This window comes from Pseudomonas moorei (assembly GCF_008801475.1).
GTDB lineage: Bacteria > Pseudomonadota > Gammaproteobacteria > Pseudomonadales > Pseudomonadaceae > Aquipseudomonas > Aquipseudomonas moorei.
Genome location: NZ_VZPP01000005.1, coordinates 290759 through 313348, shown reverse-complemented (window position 1 = coordinate 313348; position 22590 = coordinate 290759). Strand labels below are relative to the sequence as shown.

Here is a 22590-nt window from a genome sequence, read left to right as displayed (position 1 = left end):
CTTAATATTCCGACAAAAAAAGGGTTGCACCCGGTTGCACCTCTTTCGGCGCGCGGCTAATCTTGCCGCCAGCTGATGCCACGCAGTCGTGGCAAACATGAGGATAAAAACATGGCTACCACCACCCTTGGGGTCAAACTTGATGAACCGACCCGCGAACGCCTCAAGGCCGCCGCGACCTCGATTGATCGAACGCCGCACTGGCTGATCAAGCAGGCAATTTTCAATTACCTGGAGAAACTCGAGGGTGGTGCAACCCTGACCGAGCTGAACGGTTTGACCAGCAAGGACGCTGACGACACGGGCGAAGTCCATGTCGACCACGCGCACCAGTGCTTCCTCGAATTCGCCGAAAGCATCTTGCCGCAATCGGTGCTGCGCGCCTCGATCACCGCTGCGTACCGTCGTCCGGAACCGGAAGTGGTGCCAATGCTGATCGAGCAGGCTCGCCTGCCGGCACCGATGGCCGAAGCCACCAACAAACTCGCCGCCTCGATTGCCGAAAAACTGCGCAATCAGAAGAGCGCTGGCGGTCGTGCCGGTATTGTTCAAGGCCTGCTGCAGGAATTTTCCCTGTCGTCCCAGGAAGGCGTGGCGCTGATGTGCCTGGCCGAAGCGCTGCTGCGCATCCCGGACAAAGGCACTCGTGACGCGCTGATCCGCGACAAGATCAGCACCGGCAACTGGCAGCCACACCTGGGCAACAGCCCTTCGCTGTTCGTCAACGCCGCGACCTGGGGTCTGTTGCTGACCGGCAAACTGGTCTCTACCCATAACGAAACAGGCCTGACCTCGTCCCTGAGCCGCATCATCGGCAAGAGCGGCGAGCCGATGATCCGCAAGGGCGTCGACATGGCGATGCGCCTGATGGGCGAGCAGTTCGTCACCGGTGAAACCATCGCCGAAGCCCTGGCCAACGCCAGCAAGTTCGAAGCCAAGGGCTTCCGTTATTCCTACGACATGCTCGGCGAAGCCGCGCTGACCGAACACGACGCCCAGAAGTACCTGGCCTCGTACGAACAAGCCATCCACTCGATCGGCAAGGCGTCCCACGGTCGCGGGATTTATGAAGGCCCGGGCATCTCGATCAAGCTGTCGGCCTTGCACCCGCGCTACAGCCGCGCGCAATACGAGCGCGTGATGGACGAGCTGTACCCGCGCCTGCTCTCGCTGACCCTGCTGGCCAAGCAATACGACATCGGCCTGAACATCGACGCCGAAGAAGCCGACCGCCTCGAGCTGTCGCTGGATCTGCTCGAGCGCCTGTGTTTCGAGCCGCAACTGACCGGCTGGAACGGCATCGGCTTCGTGATCCAGGCTTATCAGAAGCGCTGCCCGTATGTAATCGACTACGTGATCGACCTGGCTCGCCGCAGCCGTCATCGCCTGATGATCCGCCTGGTAAAAGGCGCGTACTGGGACAGCGAAATCAAGCGCGCCCAGGTCGAAGGCCTGGAAGGCTATCCGGTCTACACCCGCAAGGTGTACACCGACGTGTCCTACATCGCTTGCGCACGCAAACTGCTGTCGGTGCCGGAAGTCATCTACCCGCAGTTCGCCACGCACAACGCCCACACCCTGTCGGCCATTTATCACATCGCCGGTCAGAACTATTACCCGGGCCAGTACGAGTTCCAGTGCCTGCACGGCATGGGTGAACCGCTGTACGAACAGGTCGTAGGCAAGGTCTCCGAGGGCAAGCTGAACCGTCCGTGCCGCGTGTACGCTCCGGTCGGTACGCACGAAACCCTGCTGGCGTACCTGGTACGTCGCCTGCTGGAAAACGGCGCGAACACTTCGTTCGTCAACCGCATTGCCGACCAGTCGATTTCGATTCAGGAGCTGGTGGCCGATCCAGTGGCCAGCATCGAGCAGATGGCAACGCTGGAAGGCGGCTTCGGCCTGCCGCACCCGCGCATTCCGCTGCCGCGTGACCTGTACGGCACCGAGCGCGCCAACTCCAGCGGCATCGACATGGCCAACGAACATCGCCTGGCCTCCCTGTCCTGCGCCCTGCTGGCGACTGCGCATAACAACTGGAAAGCCGCGCCGATGCTCGGTTGTGCCTCCAGCACTGAAACACCTGCGCCGGTCCTGAACCCGTCCGATCTACGTGACGTGGTCGGCCACGTGCAGGAAGCCACCGTCGAAGACGTCGACAACGCCATCCAGTGCGCGCTGAACGCCGCACCGATCTGGCAGGCCACCCCGCCCGCCGAGCGCGCCGCGATCCTGGAACGTGCCGCCGACTTGATGGAAGGCGAGATCCAGCCGCTGATGGGCCTGCTGGCTCGCGAAGCCGGCAAGACCTTCGCCAACGCCATCGCCGAAGTGCGTGAAGCCGTGGACTTCCTGCGTTACTACGCAGTGCAGGCGCGCAACGATTTCACCAACGACGCGCACCGTCCGCTGGGCCCGGTTGTGTGCATCAGCCCGTGGAACTTCCCGCTGGCGATCTTCAGCGGCCAGGTCGCCGCTGCGCTGGCAGCCGGCAACCCGGTATTGGCCAAGCCTGCGGAACAGACCCCGCTGGTCGCCGCTCAAGCCGTGCGTTTGCTGCTCGAAGCCGGCATTCCGGAAGGCGTGCTGCAACTGCTGCCGGGCCGCGGCGAGACCGTCGGTGCCGGCCTGGTGGGCGATGATCGCGTCAAGGGCGTGATGTTCACCGGTTCCACCGAAGTCGCTCGCCTGCTGCAACGCAACATCGCCGGCCGCCTCGACAACCAGGGTCGTCCGATTCCGCTGATCGCCGAAACCGGTGGCCAGAACGCGATGATCGTCGACTCATCGGCACTGACCGAACAAGTGGTGATCGACGTCGTTTCGTCGGCCTTCGACAGCGCCGGCCAGCGTTGCTCGGCCCTGCGGGTTCTGTGCCTGCAGGAAGATTCCGCCGACCGTGTCATCGAAATGCTCAAGGGCGCCATGGCTGAAAGTCGCCTCGGCAACCCCGAGCGCCTGTCCGTGGACATCGGCCCGGTGATCGACGCCGAAGCCAAGGCCGGCATCGAGAAGCACATCCAGGCCATGCGCGACAAAGGTCGCAGCGTGTACCAAGTGGCCATCGCCGACGCCGAAGAAATCAAACGCGGCACCTTCGTGATGCCAACGCTGATCGAACTGGAAAGCTTCGACGAACTGCAACGGGAGATCTTCGGCCCGGTGCTGCACGTGGTTCGCTACAAGCGCAAAGACATCGATCAACTGATCGCTCAGATCAACGCTTCCGGTTACGGCCTGACGCTGGGCGTGCATACCCGCATCGACGAGACCATCGCCAAGGTGATCGACAACGTCAACGCCGGTAACGTCTACGTCAACCGCAACATCGTCGGTGCCGTGGTCGGCGTCCAGCCGTTCGGCGGCGAAGGCTTGTCGGGTACCGGTCCGAAGGCAGGTGGCCCGCTGTACCTGTACCGCTTGTTGTCGACGCGTCCTACGGATGCAATCGAACAATCCTTCGCACGCGGCGACGCCATCGCAGCACCGGATGCTCGCCTGCGTGAAGCCATGAGCAAGCCGCTGACCGCCCTCAAAGCCTGGGCCGACAGCAACAAGTTCGCCGACCTGAGCGCCCTGTGCACGCAGTTCGCCGCCCAATCGCAAAGCGGCATCACCCGCCTACTGGCTGGCCCGACCGGCGAGCGCAACAGCTATGCGATCCTGCCGCGCGAGCACGTGCTGTGCCTGGCGGAAGTCGAAGGCGATCTGCTGACGCAACTGGCGGCGGTATTGGCGGTAGGCGGTTCGGCGGTATGGCCGGAAGCTGAACTGACCAAGGCCTTGTTCGCACGATTGCCGAAGGAGATTCAGGCGCGCATCAAACTGGTTTCCGACTGGAACAAGGATGAAGTGGTGTTTGATGCCGTTCTGCATCATGGCCATTCCGATCAGTTGCGTGCGGTCTGCCAACAAGTGGCCAAGCGTGCCGGTGCCATCGTTGGCGTGCAGGGTCTGTCGCAAGGTGAAACCAACATTGCGCTGGAGCGCTTGGTGATTGAGCGCGCATTGAGCGTCAACACCGCTGCGGCGGGTGGTAACGCCAGCCTGATGACCATCGGTTAATACCGATGAACCGGGCAGCCGCAATGGCTACCCGGTACGCAATACCCCTGTGCGAGCCTGCTTGCGAAGACGGAGTGTCAGTCGACATCAATGTTGCCTGACCCACCGCTTTCGCGAGCAAGCTCACTCCCACAGTTGTTTTGGGGTGTTTGCTAAGCCGGCGCTCGGCTCCACCATCACGCTCATCAATCATCCTGTTCAGCCTTTATTCTCCCGCCTAGACTCGGCCCATCCCAATAAAAGGTAGGTCGCCATGTCCGAGACGTTGCTCAGTTCCCGCAATCTGGCTTTCGAGCTGTATGAAGTCCTCGATGCCGAGGGCCTGACCCAGCGTGAGCGTTTCGCCGAGCACAACCGCGAAACCTTCGATGCCGCACTTGGCACCGCCCGCAACATCGCCGAGAAGTTCTTCGCCCCGCATAACCGCAAGGGTGACGAGAACGAGCCACGCTACGAGGACGGTCGGGCGATTCTGATTCCGGAAGTGAAACCGGCGGTGGATGCCTTTCTTGAAGCCGGCTTCCTCAATGCAGCGCGCAGTTTCGAAGCGGGCGGCATGCAGCTTCCGACACTGCTGTCCCAGGCCTGCTTCGCGCATTTCCAGTCGGCCAACGCGGCGTCGACTTCGTACCCCTTCCTGACCATGGGCGCGGCGAACCTGATCGAAAGCTTCGGTACCGAGGAGCAGAAGCGCCGCTTCCTGCAACCGATGATCGACGGCCGCTTCTTCGGCACCATGGCCCTGACCGAACCCCATGCCGGCTCATCGCTGTCGGACATTCGTACCCGCGCCGAACCCGCGTCTGACGGCACTTATCGACTCAAGGGCAACAAGATTTTCATCTCCGGCGGCGATCACCCACTGTCGGAAAACATCGTGCACATGGTGCTGGCCAAGCTGCCGGACGCACCGGCCGGAGTGAAAGGCATTTCGCTGTTTATCGTGCCCAAGTTCCTGGTCAACGATGACGGCAGCCTCGGCCAGCGTAACGACGTATTGCTCGCGGGGCTGTTCCACAAGATGGGCTGGCGCGGTACCACCTCTACTGCACTGAACTTCGGCGATAACGGCGAGTGTGTCGGCTATCTGGTGGGCAAGCCGCACCATGGCTTGAGCTACATGTTCCAGATGATGAACGAGGCTCGGATTGGCGTCGGCATGGGCGCGGTGATGCTCGGTTACGCCGGCTACCTGTACTCGCTGGAGTACGCCCGCGAGCGTCCGCAGGGTCGCGTGCCAGACAGCAAGGACCCGAACACCGCACCGGTGGCGATCATCCAGCACGCCGACGTCAAACGCATGCTGCTGACCCAAAAGGCTTACGTCGAAGGGTCGTTCGACCTCGGGCTGTACGCCGCTCGACTGTTCGACGACACCACCACCCTGGAGACCGAAGCCGAGCGCAAGCAGGCCCATGAGCTGCTGGATTTACTGACGCCCATCGTCAAATCCTGGCCATCGGAGTTTTGCCTGAAGGCCAACGAACTGGCGATCCAGATCCTCGGCGGCCACGGCTATACCCGCGAATACCCGGTGGAGCAGTACTACCGCGACAACCGCCTGAACCCGATCCACGAAGGCACCCACGGCATTCAGTCGCTGGATTTGCTGGGGCGAAAACTGGCGCAGAACGGCGGCGCAGGGCTCAAGCAACTGATCCGCCTGATCGCCGATACCGGCAAACGAGCACACGCGTTCGAATCGCTGACCGCAATGCGCGAGCCGCTGGAGAAACTGGTGGCGCGCCTGCAAACCGTAACCATCGGCTTGCTGACCGATCTGGCCCAGGGCAAGGTCAACAGCAGCCTGGCGAACTCGGCGCTGTATCTGAAAGTGTTCGGGCATTCGGTGATTGGCTGGCGCTGGCTGGAGCAGGCGATCCGCGCCGAGGAAGGACTGGCCAAGGGCAATGCGGCGGATGTGAGCTTCTATAAAGGCAAGCTGCAAGCGGCGCGCTACTTCCTGACCTGGGAAGTGCCGGCTTGCCATCATGAACTGGCGATTCTTGAGGCCCGGGATGATGTTTGCCTGGGCATGCAGGATGAGTGGTTCTGATCCAAGCCTTGTGCTGTAGCTGACATCCATTCGCGAGCAGGCTCGCTCCCACATTTGAACGCGTTGCGCGAACCATGTGGGAGCGAGCCTGCTCGCGATGGCATCGGTACGATCAACGCGATTTTCAGCTCAGACGAAACCCACCCATCTGCCGCGCCAAATCATCCGCCAACCGCTGCAGCGTCTGACAGTCCTCCCGACACGCCCTGACCTCCCCCGCCGTCGCCCGCGCCAGATCGGAGATGCCTTGCACGTTGCGGTTGATCTCTTCGGTCACCGCCGACTGCTCTTCCGTGGCCGTCGCCACTTGGTGGTTCATGTCGCTGATGCGCTCGACCTGCCCGGTAATCGCAGTCAACGACGCCCCGGTGCGCTGGCTCGACTCAACCCCGGTGCCGGTCGCGGCCTGCCCGGAGTGCATCGACGACACCGCGTTCTCCGCGCCTTGCTTGAGGCTGCCGATCATCTGCTGAATCTCGTCGGTCGACGTCTGCGTACGCCGCGCCAGGGTGCGTACCTCATCGGCCACCACGGCGAATCCACGCCCCATGTCGCCGGCCCGCGCCGCTTCGATGGCGGCGTTGAGCGCCAGCAAATTGGTCTGCTCGGAAATCCCGCGAATCACCGCCAGCACCTGATCGATCGACGCCACCTGATCGGCCAGCTCACCCACCGCGCTGGCTGCAACGCCGATTTCGTCGGACATGCTTTCGATGTGCCGAATGGACCCGCCCACCACTTCCCGCGCCTGCATCGCCTCATCCCGCGCATTTTGCGAGGCGAGCGCCGCGTTGCCGGCGTTCTGTGCGATTTCCTGCACAGTCAGGCCCATTTCATGGACCGCCGTGGCGACCATGTCAGTCATTTCCTGCTGACGCCCGGAGCGCTCGGCCGTGTTATCCACCACCCGTGCCACCTGACCGACCGCTGTGCGCAATTTGTCGCTGGTGGTCAGCACTTCGCCAATCATGTCGCGCTGACTGTCGAGGAAGCGATTGAAGCCGCGAGCCAGATCACCCAGCTCATCGGCGCGACTGGCATCCAGCCGATGGGTCAAATCTCCACCGCCGCTACCAATGGCCACCAATGCCGCTGTTACCTGACGAATCGGTCTGACCAGCCCACGGGCCAGCAACACCACCAGCAACAGGCACACCAGCGCCACCGCCAGGCCGATACCGCTGCTCATCCACAGGGCGCGACGGGCTTCAGCATAGATCTGCGACTGTGGCACTTCGGCCACCAGGGTCCAGCCCAGATCCCGCAGCGGCAGGCTCAACGCGAGGAAGTCTTCGCCGTCACGCTGGAAACGGCTGTGGGTGGCACCAGCTTTGGAGGTAGAGAGTTGACCCATCACTGCTTGGGCGGCTGACGCGCCAATCTGCTCGACCAGGGTGCGTTTGCCGCTGAACTGCGCCTCGGGATGGACCTGGATCAAACCGTCGGAACGCACGAGATAGACCTTGCCGCGCTCACCGAAGCTGAAATTGTGGATCAGCTCCGACAGCTCTTTCATGCTCAGGCCAAGCCCGGCAACGCCCACGACCTTGCCGGCCTGCTCGACCTTGAGATCAATGAAAAGCGCCAACTCTCCGGTGGCCGTGTCGTTGTCGATATTGAGGGTGCGCGGCTGGTTGCTATCGAGAAACGAATAGAACCAGGCGTCCTTGGGGTTGGAACGGCTGAGGGTGCGATCCAGGCCTTTCTCGGTGTAGTAGTGATTGGAAGCGCCCCCGACAATCAGCGCGGTAAAGGCTTTGTGCTCGGCGCGAATGCCTTCCAGATAGTTCACGAATGCTGGGGTCTGGGCACTGTTTTCACCCCCGGCCAGCCAGTCGCGCACCATGCTGTTGCTGGCGATGTCCTTGGCGGCGGTGAGGGGTTGAACGAGGATCCGCTCGATATCGTTGCGCATCGCCTCGATGCTCGACGGCAGCGCCTGCTCGACCAGATAGCGCTCGGCGAGGCGGTTGACCACGAGGGTATAAATGCCAACCACAATCAGAATGCTGACCAGCAGGGCGGTGCCCATGCTCAGGATCAACTGCCATTGAATACTGCGTCGCCAGAACTGCATGGTGCACCCCCAAAGAATAAGAGGCTGAAATACTGCAACAGCCGTGCCGATTGTATACAAACAAATCGACAATCTATTCTTTGGTTGTGCGCAAAGCCGATCAGGCCTGATTGATCGTCTTGGAGATCACTTCAACCGTGGCGCTGACTTGCTCTTGGTAACGGTCGAGTTCGAGCTTGTGTTGCTTCTGCATTTCGATCTGCTGCGAACACAGATTCATCGCGGCCAGCACCAGCAGGCGGTCACCGATCAGCGTCGGGTACTTTCTTTTGGTGTCGGCCAGGGCAGCCTTCAGCATCATTGCAGCGTCCAGCAGGGTTTGCTCTTCCCCGGCTGGCGCCTTGATCGAATAGTCCTCCCCCAGAATCGAGATGACTCTTACCCCTGCGGCGTTGTAACTCATGCGCTGACTGGGCCTGCGCTGACGCGCTCAACCAGGGCCTGGATGCGTGCCGCGGTGGCGCCCTGCTTCTCTTCCTGCTCCATCAGGCTCAGTTGCAGGCTTTCGTTTTCATCTTTGGCCTGGGCCAGTTCTGCGCTCAGGGCCTGGTTGGTGCTGAGCAAGCTCTGGTTCTGTTGCACCAGGTCGCTGACCAGTTGTTCCAATTGGCTTAGGGATGCTTCCAACATTTTGATTTTCCGGGGTTTTTCAAAGGGCGCGTACGATAAAGAAAAGTCACGGTGGATGCCAGGGTTATACGGGCGCAAAGCCTTGATTTCCCTGACGGCGACTGTCCTCGCGAGTTTTAAAGACTGTGATTGGCTCATCTGGTTCCTGCACTTCGTCGCCCGCCCCCAACTTGTGTAGGAGCGAGCTCGATGGCGATGATTTCAATGACGACGCGTTGAGTCAGGCAGTACGCGTTATCGTTGACGTCCATCGCGAGCAGGCTCGCTCCTACAGGGTTCTGCGTTTAAAAAGCTTTTTGACAGCATCACATTTCAACAGGTTAGAATCGCTGGCACGCAGACTGCATGGTCAGTTTGTGCCCGCCTCTCAGCTTTCCGGAGTACTGCCTTTGAATGCGACGACCATCAACAGCCTGTTCTTGATCGGCGCGTTGCTGGTAGGTGCGAGCATTCTGGTGAGCTCACTTTCGTCGCGCCTCGGCATCCCGATTCTGGTGATCATCCTGGCCGTCGGCATGACCGCCGGCGTCGATGGCGGCGGCATTATTTTCGACAATTACCCGACGGCCTATCTGGTCGGCAATCTCGCGTTGGCGGTGATCCTGCTCGACGGCGGGTTACGCACCCGGGTCTCGAGTTTCCGTGTGGCGTTATGGCCCGCGTTATCGCTGGCGACCATCGGCGTGTTGATCACCACCGGGCTGACCGGGATGGCCGCCGCCTGGTTGTTCAACCTGAACCTGATTCAAGGCCTGTTGATCGGCGCCATCGTCGGCTCTACCGACGCCGCGGCGGTGTTTTCGCTGTTGGGCGGCAAAGGTCTGAACGAACGGGTGACGGCGAGCCTGGAAATCGAATCCGGTAGCAACGACCCGATGGCGGTGTTCCTCACCGTGACCCTGATCGACATGCTCGCCAGCGGCCAGACCGGCCTGCACTGGAGCCTGCTGACCCACCTGGTGCGCGAGTTCGGCATCGGCGGCTTCATTGGCCTGGCGGGCGGCTGGCTCATGCTGCAATTGGTCAACCGCATCAATCTGGCCACCGGTCTGTATCCGATCCTGGTCATCGCCGGCGGTCTGGTGGTGTTTGCCCTGACCAACGCCCTGCATGGCAGCGGGTTCCTGGCGGTGTACCTGTGCGGCCTGGTGATCGGCAACCGCCCGGTGCGCAGTCGCCACGGCATCCTGCACATGCTCGACGGCATGGCCTGGCTGGCACAGATCGGCATGTTCCTGGTACTGGGACTGCTGGTCACGCCCCATGACCTGCTGCCGATTGCACTGCCGGCACTGGGCCTGGCGCTGTGGATGATTCTGTTTGCCCGGCCGCTGTCGGTGGTGGTCGGCCTGCTGCCGTTCAAGGCGTTCCACGGTCGCGAAAAGGCGTTCATTTCCTGGGTCGGCTTGCGCGGCGCGGTGCCGATCATTCTGGCAGTGTTCCCGCTGATGGCCGGTCTGCCCAACGCCCAGCTCTACTTCAATCTGGCGTTCTTCATCGTGCTCGTTTCGCTGCTGGTACAGGGCACCAGCCTGCCGTGGGTGGCGAAGCTGTTGAAAGTGACCGTACCGCCGGAGCCCGCGCCGATCTCCCGCTCGGCCCTGGAAGTGCACGTCACCAGCGAGTGGGAGCTGTTCATTTATCGCCTCGGTGCCGAGAAATGGTGCATCGGCTCGCCCCTTCGCGAACTGAAAATGCCCGAGGGCACCCGTATCGCGGCCCTGTTTCGTGGCCAGCAACTGCTCCATCCGTCGGGTAGTACGGTGCTCGAAGTCGATGATTTGCTCTGTGTCATCGGCCATGAACACAACCTTCCGGCCCTCGGAAAACTGTTCAGCCAGGCACCGCAACGCGGTCTCGATTTGCGCTTCTTCGGCGACTTCGTACTCGAAGGAGATGCCCAGTTGGCCGCGGTTGCCGCCCTGTACGGGTTGAAAGTCGACGGCATCGATCCGGACATGTCCCTGGGGCACTTCATCGCCCAGAAAGTCGGTGGCGCCCCCATCGTCGGCGACCAGGTGGAATGGAACAACACCATTTGGACCGTCGCCGTCATGGACGGGAACAAGATCGCCAAAGTGGGCGTCAGATTCCCCGAAGGAAGTCGCCCGGGTCCGGGACTCTTCCTCTAAACTCCACTCTTCGTTTCGCTTTTTGATCGGTCTCTATGTCAAGCCTGCGCACCTTTTTTGTCATGGTCCTTCTGGGCCTGAGCCTCTCCGTCGGTACGTTACAAGCCGCCGAACCGCCGTCCCGCGAAGCCGTGCAAGCGAGCCTGGACAAAATCGCCGACCGCAAACTGCCGGAAGCCGATCAAAAGGCCCTGCAATCGGTCCTGCAAAACACGCTGACACAGCTCAACAACCGGCGTGATTACGAGCAGAAGCTCAGCGATCTCAAGCAGCAGCTGGCCACCGCCCCCAAACAGACCATCGAAAACCAGCGCGAGCTGGCGCGTCTCAAGGCCAGCAGCGTGGTACCGGTGGCGCAACGCTTTTCCAAAGAGTCGATTCAGCAACTTGAGCAAATGCTGACCGAACGTTCGACCCAGCAAAGCGATCTGCAGAAAGCCCTGGGCGACGCCAATACCCTGATCATTACCGCCCAGACCCGCCCCGAGCGCGCCCAGGCGGAGATTTCAGCAAGCCAGACGCGCATTCAGCAGATCAACAACATCCTCAAGACCGGCAAGGACAGCGGCAAGACGTTGAGCGCCGAGCAACGCGACCAGTTGAATGCCGAGCAGGCGGCACTGAACGCCCTGATCCCGCTGCGACGCCAGGAACTGGTCGGCAACACCCAACTGCAAGATCTGGGCAACAGCCAGCATGACCTGCTCTCGGAACGCTCCGACCGTCTCGACCAGGAAATTCAGGACCTGCAAAGCCTGATCAACCAGAAGCGCCTGGCCCAATCCCAGGAAACGGTGACGCAGCAATCCATCGAAGCGCAGAAGGCGGGGGGCAGCAGCCTGCTGGCCACCGAAAGCGCGGCCAACCTGAAGCTTTCCGACTACCTGCTCAAAAGCACTGACCGCCTCAATGAGGTCACCCAGCAGAACCTGCAGACCAAGCAACAACTGGACAGCCTGACCCAGAGCGATTCGGCCCTGGACGAGCAAATCAACGTGCTCAAGGGCAGCCTGCTACTGTCGAAGATTCTCTACAAACAGAAACAGGCCCTGCCGCGCCTGAGGGTCGACCGCAACCTGGCCGACCAGATCGCCGACATCCGCCTGTATCAATTCGAAGTCAGCCAGCAACGGGAACTGCTCAGCAACCCGGCCACCTATGTCGACAACTTGCTGTCGACCCAAACGCCCGAGCAAGTCACCCCGCAACTGCGCAAAAGCCTGCTGGAACTGGCCACGACCCGCGCCGACCTGCTGGAACGCCTGAACCGCGAGCTGAGCGCGGTGCTCAATGAATCGATCACGCTGCAACTGAATCAGAAGCAACTGCTCAGCACCGCGCAAAGCCTGCGGGCGACGCTGGATGAGCAGATGTTCTGGATTCCCAGCAACAAACCGCTGGACCTCGAATGGATGCGCAGCGTACCGGAGCGTCTGCAACGCCAGGTCGACAGCCTGCCGCTGGCCTCAAGCCTGAGCGAACTGACCGATGGCCTGACCCAGCGGCCGCTGCTGTTCCTGCCACTGGCGCTGCTGATCGGTGCCCTGCTGTGGCGACGCAAGCACCTGTATGCGCGACTGAACAAGGTTCACCAGGACATCGGCCACTTCAAGCGCGACAGCCAGTGGCACACGCCTCAGGCGATCCTGATCAATATCCTGCTGGCCATGCCGGTTTCGCTGGGCCTGGGTTTGTGCGGCCTGGCGCTGCAAATCGACGCCCGCGGGCAGAACGCCAATATGGGCGCGGCGCTGCTGCAAATGGCCGGGGCCTGGCTGGTGTTCTATACCGCCTATCGCATCCTCGCGCCGCGCGGTGTGGCGGAACTGCACTTCCGCTGGGAAAAGCCCCAGGTCGAGTTCCTGCGCGGCTGGATCCGTCGTCTGGGCATGGTCGTCATGGCTCTGGTGACAGTCGTGGCCGTGGCCGAACTGCAACCGGCGGCGCTGGCCGATGACGTGCTCGGCATGCCGGTGGTGCTGATCTGCTACGCCCTGATGACCTTGCTGCTCAGCCGCCTGCTGATCGGCAGCCCGACCCATGAAAACGCTTCGCTGTTCCGCAAAGCGGTGGGGATTCTGTTCACTGCCCTGCCGGTCGCTCTGTTCGTCGCCGTGTGCTTCGGCTACTACTACACCGCGCTGAAACTCAGCGACCGGTTGATCAACACCTTGTACCTGCTGATGTTCTGGCTGGTGATCGAGGCCACCTTCGTACGCGGCCTCAGCGTGGCCGCCCGGCGTCTGGCCTACCAGCGCGCCCTGGCCAAACGTCAGGCCGCCAAAGAGGCCGGCGACGGCGAAGCGGTCATTGAAGAACCGACCATGGACATCGAGAAGGTCAACGAACAGTCCCTGCGCCTGATCCGCCTGGCACTGCTCGGCGGCTTCATCGCGGCACTGTATTGGGTCTGGGCCGACCTGATCACCGTGTTCTCGTACCTGGACAACATCACCCTCTACGAATACACCAGCGGCACCGGCGCCAACATGAGCATGGTGCCGATCAGCATCGGCGACATGCTCGGCGCGCTGATCATCATCGGCATCACCTTTGCCCTGGCACGTAACTTGCCGGGCCTGCTGGAAGTGTTGGTGCTGTCGAAACTCAACCTGGCCCAGGGCAGCGCCTACGCCACCACCACGCTGCTGTCCTATGTGATCGCTGGCGTCGGTTTTGTCTCGACCCTGTCGACCCTTGGCGTGAGTTGGGACAAGTTGCAATGGCTGGTGGCGGCACTCTCGGTCGGCCTCGGTTTCGGTATGCAGGAGATCTTCGCCAACTTCATCTCCGGCATCATGATCCTGTTCGAGCGACCGGTGCGGATTGGCGACACCATCACCATCGGCAACCTGTCGGGCACGGTGAGCAAGATCCGCATCCGCGCCACGACCATCACCGACTTCGACCGCAAGGACATCATTGTCCCGAACAAAACGTTCATTACCGGGCAATTGATCAACTGGTCGCTGACCGACACCATCACCCGGGTCACCCTCAAGCTTGGCGTCGATTACGGATCGGACCTGGATCTGGTCAAAGAGCTGCTGTTGAAAGCGGCCCGCGATAACCCCCGCGTGCTGAAGGATCCGGAACCGCATGTGTACTTCCTGAACTTTGGTGAAAGTACCCTCGACCACGAGTTGCGCATGCACGTGCGCGATCTCGGCGACCGAAACCCGGTGATCGATGAAGTCAACCGCTTCATCAACCGCGAGTTCAAGAAACAGCACATCAACATCTCGTTCCGGCAGATGGAGGTCTACCTCAAGAACCTCCACGGCCAGGAATACAAGTTGGTGCCGATCGAGCCGGAAACCAAAACCACCGCGTCGCCCGTTGATGGCAAACCGCAGCAAGAGCCGCCCGCCGCCAAACTCGACTAACCGGCCATTCCCCAGCAGAATGCTCGGACATTCTGCTGGAGACGGCCTTTGAAAGCCCTCGACGAACTGACCTTCGATAATCGCTTCGACCGCCTGGGCGACGCGTTTTCCGCCCATGTGTTGCCCGAGCCCATCGACAACCCGCGCCTGGTCGTGGCCAGCCCTGCCGCCATGGCGCTACTGGACCTCGACCCGGCCGTCGCCGAAACCCAGGAGTTCGCCGAGTTGTTCAGCGGCCACAAACTCTGGGCCGATGCCATTCCGAGGGCGATGGTCTACTCCGGTCATCAGTTCGGCTCCTACAACCCGCAACTGGGCGACGGTCGTGGATTATTGCTGGGCGAGGTGTACAACGAGGCCGGCGAACATTGGGACCTGCACCTCAAAGGCGCCGGCCAGACGCCCTTCTCGCGCATGGGCGACGGACGGGCGGTGCTGCGTTCGTCGATCCGTGAATTCCTCGCCTCCGAAGCCCTGCACGCCCTGAACATCCCGACCACCCGGGCGCTGTGCGTGATCGGCTCCGATACACCGGTCTGGCGCGAGAAACAGGAACGCGCAGCCATGGTCTTGCGCCTGGCACCGAGCCATGTGCGTTTCGGGCACTTCGAATATTTCTACTACACCAAGCGTCCCGAGCAGCAGAAAGAACTGGGCGATCACATCCTCGCCATGCACTTTCCCGAGTGCCTGGAACAACCGGAACCTTATCTGGCGATGTTCCGCGAGATCGTCGAGCGCAACGCCGAACTGATCGCCAAGTGGCAGGCGTACGGCTTTTGCCACGGGGTGATGAACACCGACAACATGTCGATCCTGGGCATAACCTTCGACTTCGGCCCGTTCGCCTTCCTCGACGACTTCGACGCCAACTTCATCTGTAACCACTCCGATGACCAGGGCCGTTACTCCTTCAGCAACCAGGTGCCCATCGGCCAATGGAACCTCAGCGCCCTGGCCCAGGCCCTGACGCCGTTCATCAGCGTCGAGGCCCTGCGCGAAACACTGGGGCTGTACCTGCCGCTATTCCAGACCCATTACCTCGACCTGATGCGTCGCCGCCTCGGCCTGACCACGGCCGAAGACGATGACCAGAAACTGCTGGAGCATCTGCTGCAACTGATGCAAAACAGCGGCGTCGATTACAGCCTGTTCTTCCGCCGCCTGGGTGAAGAATCACCTGCAGCGGCCGTCGCCCGTTTGCGCGATGACTTCGTCGACCTCAAGGGTTTCGATGCCTGGGGCGAGCAGTACATCACCCGGGTAGCCCGCGAGGGCGAACTGAATCAGGAACAACGCCGTGCCCGGATGCATGCGGTCAACCCGCTGTACGTCCTGCGTAACTACCTGGCGCAAAAGGCTATCGATGCCGCCGAACGTGGCGATTACTCGGAAGTCCGGCGCCTGCATGCGGTGCTGAGCAAGCCGTTCGAGGAGCAACCGGGGATGGATAGCTACGCCGAACGGCCACCGGAATGGGGCAAGCATCTGGAGATCAGTTGCTCGTCGTGAGGCCAACCCCATACCGCATTACCGATCACCGGGGTCGCGGCGTCAGTGGTCAGGGGCCTGAGTCTCGTCAGGTCGCTCGCCGTTCCTGAACAACGCGAAATCGTACTCGGCGTCATCCGTGGCGGCGGTCTTGAGGACGTATGCAAGGGCAAAACCGACCCCCACCAATACCGCGGGGAATCCAGGGAATGGCGAACTGCCAACGGATATGACGTGGATGCTTGTGGCCAAGCCAAGCAAGAAATACGGTCCCATAATCATCACCGCTAACTTTCCGATGCGAGCGCCACTCTTGAATTTATGGTCCAGCACCTGGCGGTCGGCTTCATCAAGCAACAAATTCGAACTGCACTGATCGCAGCGGATGGGTTGCTGCTGGACGAGATTGGACGCTTGTTGATAGGTGGGCTTGAGCGAAAAATTGCAATGACCGCAACTCATATTCACATCGTTGTATGGCGTGGCACCGGAGTCCGAAGCAGGCTCATTCGTTTGGGTCAGGGCAGTTTAATTCCCTCTAGTTGACAGTACCGGCCGAAAAACGCGCGCATCTTAGCAACGCAGGCCTGCCACCAATTTGCATTCTTGGTAACTTGATATTTACCCGCGCGCCTCCACTTAACCCACTTCTCAGAGATTTTTGCGGAGCTGCGCGCATGACCGACCCACTCCTCATCCCCTGCCCCCACTGCAACGGCCTCAACCGTATCCCGGCCGAACGCCTGAATGACCACCCCAAATGCGGTCGCTGCAAGTCCGAGGTTCTGCTGAATAAACCGTTTGAGCTGAAACAAGGCGACTACGCCAGCCAGATCAAGGGCGATCTGCCGTTGCTGGTGGACGTTTGGGCGGACTGGTGCGGGCCGTGCAAGTCCTTTGCACCGGTGTTCGAGCAGGCGGCCGGGCAATTGGCGGGCAAGTGTCGACTGGCCAAGCTGGACAGTGAGGCGAACCAGCAATTGTCGGCGCAGTTGGGCATTCGCTCGATTCCGAGCCTGATCCTGTTCAAGAACGGCCGGGAAGTCGCCCGCCAGAGCGGGGCGTTCCCGTTGCCGCAGCTGATGAGTTGGTTGCGCAGTCAAGGAATCTGAAAGACCCCGAATACCCAATGTGGGAGCGAGCCTGCTCGCGATGGCGCTGGATCAGTCAACAAAGACGTTGAATGTGAAGCCCTCATCGCGAGCAGGCTCGCTCCCACAGTTTTTTTGCAATCAGAAAGAATCAGGCGTTTTCCAGCAGGCTATGCAACTCAACAAACTGTTGCGTCAGCTTGTGCCGTGGATCGAGATGAATCAGCGGCGTATTGGCCTGATGGGATTCGCGCATGCGCACTGAGCTGGCCAGGTACACCGGCAATACCGGCAAGCCTTCGGCAATCAGTTCGTCGAGAATTTGCTGGGGCAGGCTGGCCCGGGCCTGGAACTGGTTGACCACGATGCCTTCGACTTCGAGACCCTCGTTGTGGTCTTCCTTCAACTCTTCTATTTCCGCCAGCAGGCCATAGAGCGCCTGACGCGAGAAACTGTCGCAATCGAAGGGGATCAGCACACGGTCAGCGGCAATCAGCGCCGAAACCGCATAAAAATTCAGCGCCGGCGGCGTATCGAGGTAAATTCGGTCGTAATCCTCATCGAGCTCTTCGAGCAACTTACGCAGCTTGTTGATCTTGTGCTTGGCCTCAAGCTTTGGCTGCAGGTCTGCCAGTTCGGCCGTGGCGGTGATGACATGGAGGTTATCGAACGGGGTTTCGTAGATATCGACCTGATTCTTTTTCGCGAACGGCCCGGAAGACAGGGTTTGCTTGAAGAAGTCGGCAATGCCCATCGGGATGTCGTTGCCGGTGAGTCCCGTCAGGTACTGAGTGGAGTTGGCCTGGGCATCGAGATCCACCAACAGGGTACGGTACCCTTCGCTGGCACTGACCGCCGCCAGATTGCAGGCAATGCTGGATTTGCCCACACCACCTTTCTGATTGAACACCACGCGCCGCATGTCTAAACCTCCGTGTATCAAAGAATGACCGAGTGTAGTGGTCCTCGGCAGTGCTTCGCTACCTCGCAGAGACAGAGATCACCCGGTCAGCCGATATCTCTCGCTGAAAAAGCCGCAAAAGGCGTATTGCGCGAAGACAGAACCGACAGACGGACCCTCGACAATGTGAATCATTGTCAAACATGAGATTTTTCATGCACTGCCGATCCCTTATCATTGAGCAAAATGTAACCAGTATTTGCTACGCGTTGGTCGCACCGGGATAATGCTCGCCACTCGGCGCCAGGCGCCACGCAAGTGAGTCGTGGCTTTCAGCCAGTCACTGCGTCAAGCAAGCCCGCAAGGGCGGGATGAATGTCTGTGATCAATTTCAACATCGCCCAGTGGCGCGCGTGGGCCCCGGGGCTCGAAAGCGTGGACGATTGGCAGGTCTGGAGCCAACAGCCGGTTGTGTTGCCGGTCAGCGATGCGGCCCCCGACGTGTCATTTCTGCCAGCCATGCAGCGCCGTCGACTCAGCCGACTGGCACGCATGGCGTTCAGCGTCGGCTGGCCATTGGCCGAAGGTCGCCAGGACCTGCCATTGGTCTTTATTTCTCGTCATGGCGAAACCCCTCGCACCCTCGACATTCTCAGCGACCTGGCCACCGACCAGCCGCTGTCGCCGACCCATTTCAGCCTTTCCGTGCACAACGCGATCATCGGCCTGTGGTCGATCATGCGCGGCGAAACCAGCGAAATGACGGCTCTGGCTGCGGCAGGCGATGGCCTGGAGCATGGCATGCTGGAGGCTGCGGCACTGCTGAAGGAAGGCGCGCCCGCAGTATTGGTGATCATCACCGAAGAACAGCCGCCCCAGGCTTACTCGACCTGGATCGACGATGTGCCCTTCCCCTACGCCGTCGGCCTGCTGGTCACCCCCGGAAATGACTGGCAGCTGTCCCTGAACAGCCCCGCGGTTGCGTTGTCCAACGCTCGCTGGCCCCATGCGCTGAATCTGTTGCGCACGCTGCTGGGCCAGCAAACCACCTGCCAACATGCCTGGAAAAATCGTGTATGGACCTGGCAACGCAACCTGTGACCGAGAAAAACCGCGACGCCTACTACTGGCGCCTGCTGGCCACCGCCGCAAGCTTTACCCTGTTCGGGGTGGGCGGCATGTGCCTGCGCCTGGTGATTTTCCCGCTGCTGGGCTGCCTGCCGGGCGATGCCCAGACCCACCGCTTGCGCGCGCGGCAAACCGTCAGTCGTTGCTTCTGGTTCTTCGTCCGGTTCATGACCCGTGTCGGGGTGCTGACCTACGACATTCAAGGCGCGGAAAAACTCGGCCGTCCGGGGCAAATGATCATTGCCAATCACCCGTCGCTGATCGACGTGGTGTTCCTGATCGGCCTGGTGCGCCACAGCAACTGCGTGGTCAAGCAAAGCCTGTGGGAAAACCCATTCACCCGTGGCCCGTTGCGCCGCACCGACTACATCAGCAACGACGGCAGCATGGAGATGCTCGATGCCGCCGCCGACGCACTGAAAAACGGCCAGACCCTGATCATCTTTCCCGAAGGCACCCGCACCCAACCGGGCCAGGCGCCGGCCTTTCATCGGGGGGCTGCGGCAATAGCGCTGCGGGGTGCGAAAATCCTCACCCCGGTCGTTATCAAGGTCAGTCCGACCACATTGACCAAGGCCGAGCCCTGGTATCGGATTCCCAAACGGCGCGTGCACTTCAGTTTCCGTGTCGGGGCCGATATAGACCCACAGGCCTTCGCCGCGCAGGGCCCGCCTCCACAGGCCTCGCGCAAGCTCAACGACTATTTGCATTCTTACTTCATTAAGGAGCTCGCCGAAGATGAGCGATCTGCACACTAAGAACCTGGTGCTGGAAATAAAGGACCTGATCATCGAAGCCCTCGGCCTCGAGGACATGAGCGCCCAGGACATCGGCGACGACCAGACGCTGTTTGGCGAAGGCCTGGGCCTGGACTCGGTAGACGCCCTGGAACTCGGCCTGGCGATCCAGAAAAAATACGGCATCAAAATAGACGCCGATGACAAGGACACTCGTAATCACTTCAGCAACGTGGCGAGCCTTGCGGCGTTCGTCACTGCAAAACAGGCAGCTTGAGACCGGACCATGCAAACTCGTGACGACATTTTCAACACCCTGCGCGATGCCTTGGTTGAGCTGTTCGAACTGGACCCCCAGCGTGTGAGCCTCGAATCCAACCTGTACCAGGACCTGGAAATCGACAGCATCGACGCGGTCGACCTGATCGATCACATCAAACGTCAGACCGGCAAGAAAATCGCCGCCGAAGAATTCAAATCGGTGCGCACCGTCAGCGACGTGGTCGAGGCGGTCTACCGTCTGGTTCAACCGGCCGCATGAGCCGATTGATTGGCCTCGGCCTGCTGCTGGCGGGCCTGCTGTACCCCTTTGCGGTGTATTTCGGCATGGAGCACTTCGCCCCGTGGCAGTTCGGACTGCTGCTGGGCGGCCTGTGGCTGGCCCGCGCACTGACCGGACGGCAACGACCCGGCAGCCAGTGGATGGCCACGGTGGCGATCGTGTTCTGCCTGTTGCTGGCGCTGTTCGACAGCCCGGTGCTGTTGCGCTGGTATCCGGTGCTGATCAGCGGTTTCATGCTGGCGCTGTTCGGGCTCAGCCTGATATACGGCCCGCCCATGGTCGAACGCATTGCCCGTCTGCGTGAACCGCACCTGCCGGCCAAAGGCGTTCGTTACACCCGCCAGGTGACCATCGCCTGGAGCGTTTTCTTTCTCTGCAACGGTTTGTGTGCTGCCGCCCTGACACTGTGGGCGCCGCTGAGCTGGTGGATGTTATACACCGGCCTGATTTCCTACGGATTGATAGGCCTGATGTTTGCCATTGAATGGCTAATACGACAACGGGTACGAGGCCGCCCATGAATTGGATAAAACTTGAGCACCTGTTGCTCAAGGCTGAAGCGGATCGTGCCGTAACGGCCGAACCACCGCTGAATCACGCACAACTGTGCACACAGGCCCTGAGCCTGGCCGCCGGCCTGCAAGCCCAAGGTGTGCGGCGCATTGCCGTGCACCTTGAAGACGCCGCCGACCTGGCCGTCGCCCTGCTCGGTGCCTGGCGTGCCGGCGTCAGTGTCTTGTTGCCGACCGATCTGCAAGCCCAGACCCGCCAGCGCTGGTCGAGCGAAGTCGATTTGTGGCTGACCGATCAGCCCGATGACGCACACCTGTCCGATTTCAACGCTGCCCCCCTCAGCGCCGCGGCACTGGACCTGGATCAGTGTTCGCTGAGCCTGTGCACTTCCGGCTCCAGCGGCGACCCCAAGCGCATCGACAAAACCCTGCGCCAACTGGTCAACGAAGTTGAAGCACTGGAGCAACTGTGGGGCGCCGACCTGGGCCCGGCCTGCATCATCGGCAGCGTGGCGACTCAACACATTTACGGCCTGCTGTTTCGGGTGCTGTGGCCGCTGTGCGCCGGGCGCTCGTTCGTGCGCAAGCAACTGGCCTTTCCGGAAGACCTGCAACGCGCCAGCCGCGAGCACCCGGCCTTTGCCTGGGTCGCCAGCCCGGCGCTGCTCAAGCGCATGGGCGACAACCTCGACTGGCCGGCCTTGAGCGCGGTGCGCCGGGTATTTTCCTCTGGCGGCGCACTGCCGGCAGACGCCGCACAAAGCCTGCAACAACGCTTGCATCAATGGCCGACGGAAATCTTCGGCAGTTCGGAAACCGGCGGGATTGCCTGGCGTCAGGGCCACGATCTCTGGCAGCCCTTCGCCGACGTAAAACTGAGCCAGGACAACGACGGCGCGCTGCTGATCACCTCGCCTTACCTGCCGGCCGGCCATGTCGAACACACCGCCGACGCTGCGCGCATTTCGGCGGATGGCCGTTTCGAACTGCTCGGACGACTGGACCGGATCGTCAAACTGGAAGAAAAGCGCATCTCGCTGCCGATGCTGGAAAAGGCCTTGGTGGCCCATGAGTGGGTCGTCGAAGCGCGACTCGGCGTGGTTCAGGAAAACCGCGCCTCCCTGGGCGCGCTGCTGGTCCTGAGCGAATCAGGGTTGCACGCCCTGCGCAATCAAGGCCGACGTACCCTCACCCAGGCATTGCGCCAGCACCTGAGCCAGCATTGCGAAGCCCTGGCCCTGCCACGGCGCTGGCGCCTGCTGCGACAACTGCCGCTGAACAGCCAGGGCAAACTGCCCCAGGCCGATGTCGAAGCCCTGCTATTGGCACCGCGCCCCAAAGCACCGCAGGTGCTGGAGCAAGTCGAAGCCCAGGGCGAGTGGAGCCTGCAACTGGCCGTGCCGCCCGACCTCGCTTACTTCAGCGGGCATTTCCCCCGGGCGCCGGTATTGCCCGGGGTGGTGCAAGTGGAGTGGGCGCTCAAGCTCGGCCAGCAATTGATGAACCTGCCGGAAAAATTCGCCGGCATGGAAGTGCTCAAGTTTCAGCAACTGGTACGCCCCGGCGATGAAGTCCAGTTGCACCTGCGTTTCGATCCGGTGCGCAGCAAGTTGTACTTCGCCTACCGCAATGAAACCGCCACCTGCTCCAGCGGGCGGATTTTGCTGGAGGCTGCGCATGCATAACCCTTGGCAAGAGAGCTTCATGGAGTGCTTTTTGTGGCGAGGGAGCTTGCTCCCGCTCGAGTGCGAAGCGCTCGCCATTGATTTTTTTGGGTCTGCTTCGCAGCCCAGCGGGAGCAAGCTCCCTCGCCACAAGGGTC

General features: G+C 61.2%; 17 protein-coding genes and 1 pseudogene. 12 read left to right on the top strand and 6 right to left on the bottom strand.

Features of this window, described 5'->3' with window-relative positions:
• Positions 1-111 precede the first annotated feature (111 nt).
• Positions 112-4065 (top strand): trifunctional transcriptional regulator/proline dehydrogenase/L-glutamate gamma-semialdehyde dehydrogenase, encoded by a 3954-nt coding sequence (gene putA, locus F7R06_RS11665; RefSeq protein ID WP_090328349.1) that lies wholly within the window; start codon positions 112-114, stop codon positions 4063-4065.
• Between the two features lie 253 nt (positions 4066-4318).
• Complete coding sequence (locus F7R06_RS11660) at positions 4319-6121, top strand: acyl-CoA dehydrogenase (protein WP_090328346.1); 1803 nt, start codon at positions 4319-4321, stop codon at positions 6119-6121.
• Positions 6122-6245: 124 nt separating this feature from the next.
• Here F7R06_RS11660 and F7R06_RS31440 read toward each other — a convergent pair whose 3' ends face one another.
• The 4 genes and pseudogenes from F7R06_RS31440 to F7R06_RS11645 all read right to left on the bottom strand — a co-directional run bounded on the left by F7R06_RS31440 (position 6246) and on the right by F7R06_RS11645 (position 8828).
• Entirely contained in the window at positions 6246-6977 is a 732-nt protein-coding gene (locus F7R06_RS31440) for a methyl-accepting chemotaxis protein (RefSeq protein ID WP_425415245.1), read from the bottom strand.
• A gap of 132 nt (positions 6978-7109) precedes the next feature.
• Positions 7110-8153: pseudogene (locus F7R06_RS31435) on the bottom strand (HAMP domain-containing protein); the annotation flags it as partial.
• A gap of 145 nt (positions 8154-8298) precedes the next feature.
• Positions 8299-8601: a cell division protein ZapA gene (locus F7R06_RS11650; RefSeq protein ID WP_090328340.1), complete on the bottom strand. Its 303-nt coding sequence runs from the start codon at positions 8599-8601 to the stop codon at positions 8299-8301.
• Positions 8598-8828, bottom strand: a complete 231-nt coding sequence (locus F7R06_RS11645) for a hypothetical protein (protein ID WP_090328338.1) — start codon at positions 8826-8828, stop codon at positions 8598-8600. Before F7R06_RS11645 ends, F7R06_RS11650 begins: the two co-directional genes overlap by 4 nt.
• Before the next feature lie 389 nt (positions 8829-9217).
• Here F7R06_RS11645 and F7R06_RS11640 point away from each other — a divergent pair, with 389 nt between their 5' ends.
• From F7R06_RS11640 to selO, 3 genes are read left to right on the top strand one after another with little or no spacing between them, the layout of a single operon-like run.
• Complete coding sequence (locus F7R06_RS11640) at positions 9218-10960, top strand: potassium/proton antiporter (protein WP_090328335.1); 1743 nt, start codon at positions 9218-9220, stop codon at positions 10958-10960.
• Between the two features lie 35 nt (positions 10961-10995).
• Complete coding sequence (gene mscK / locus F7R06_RS11635; protein ID WP_090328332.1) at positions 10996-14346, top strand: mechanosensitive channel MscK; 3351 nt, start codon at positions 10996-10998, stop codon at positions 14344-14346.
• Between the two features lie 48 nt (positions 14347-14394).
• The gene (gene selO, locus F7R06_RS11630; RefSeq protein ID WP_090328329.1) at positions 14395-15858 is read left to right on the top strand and encodes a protein adenylyltransferase SelO; all 1464 of its coding nucleotides are present in this window, start codon (positions 14395-14397) and stop codon (positions 15856-15858) included.
• 42 nt (positions 15859-15900) lie between these two features.
• Here the strand turns inward: selO and F7R06_RS11625 are convergent, their stop codons facing one another.
• Positions 15901-16299, bottom strand: a complete 399-nt coding sequence (locus F7R06_RS11625) for a hypothetical protein (RefSeq protein WP_090328327.1) — start codon at positions 16297-16299, stop codon at positions 15901-15903.
• 215 nt (positions 16300-16514) lie between these two features.
• Here F7R06_RS11625 and trxC point away from each other — a divergent pair, with 215 nt between their 5' ends.
• Entirely contained in the window at positions 16515-16949 is a 435-nt protein-coding gene (trxC, locus tag F7R06_RS11620) for a thioredoxin TrxC (RefSeq protein WP_090328324.1), read from the top strand.
• Positions 16950-17079: 130 nt separating this feature from the next.
• Here trxC and F7R06_RS11615 read toward each other — a convergent pair whose 3' ends face one another.
• Positions 17080-17850, bottom strand: a complete 771-nt coding sequence (locus F7R06_RS11615; RefSeq protein ID WP_090328322.1) for a ParA family protein — start codon at positions 17848-17850, stop codon at positions 17080-17082.
• Positions 17851-18204: 354 nt separating this feature from the next.
• On the opposite strand from F7R06_RS11615, the gene F7R06_RS11610 reads away from it, so the two are divergent.
• Genes F7R06_RS11610 through F7R06_RS11585 form a run of 6 tightly spaced genes read left to right on the top strand, consistent with a single transcriptional unit; the run spans position 18205 to position 22453 of the window.
• Entirely contained in the window at positions 18205-18930 is a 726-nt protein-coding gene (locus tag F7R06_RS11610; protein ID WP_090328319.1) for a beta-ketoacyl synthase chain length factor, read from the top strand.
• A complete protein-coding gene (locus tag F7R06_RS11605; RefSeq protein WP_090328317.1) occupies positions 18906-19715 on the top strand; it encodes a lysophospholipid acyltransferase family protein in 810 nt (269 codons plus the stop codon). The genes F7R06_RS11610 and F7R06_RS11605 overlap by 25 nt, the downstream gene beginning before the upstream one ends.
• Positions 19696-19971, top strand: a complete 276-nt coding sequence (locus F7R06_RS11600) for a phosphopantetheine-binding protein (protein ID WP_090328314.1) — start codon at positions 19696-19698, stop codon at positions 19969-19971. The genes F7R06_RS11605 and F7R06_RS11600 overlap by 20 nt, the downstream gene beginning before the upstream one ends.
• Positions 19972-19980: 9 nt before the next feature.
• Positions 19981-20235 (top strand): acyl carrier protein, encoded by a 255-nt coding sequence (locus F7R06_RS11595; protein WP_090328312.1) that lies wholly within the window; start codon positions 19981-19983, stop codon positions 20233-20235.
• The gene (locus F7R06_RS11590; RefSeq protein ID WP_090328311.1) at positions 20232-20777 is read left to right on the top strand and encodes a COG4648 family protein; all 546 of its coding nucleotides are present in this window, start codon (positions 20232-20234) and stop codon (positions 20775-20777) included. Before F7R06_RS11595 ends, F7R06_RS11590 begins: the two co-directional genes overlap by 4 nt.
• Entirely contained in the window at positions 20774-22453 is a 1680-nt protein-coding gene (locus tag F7R06_RS11585; RefSeq protein WP_090328309.1) for an acyl-CoA synthetase family protein, read from the top strand. Before F7R06_RS11590 ends, F7R06_RS11585 begins: the two co-directional genes overlap by 4 nt.
• Positions 22454-22590: the final 137 nt, after the last annotated feature.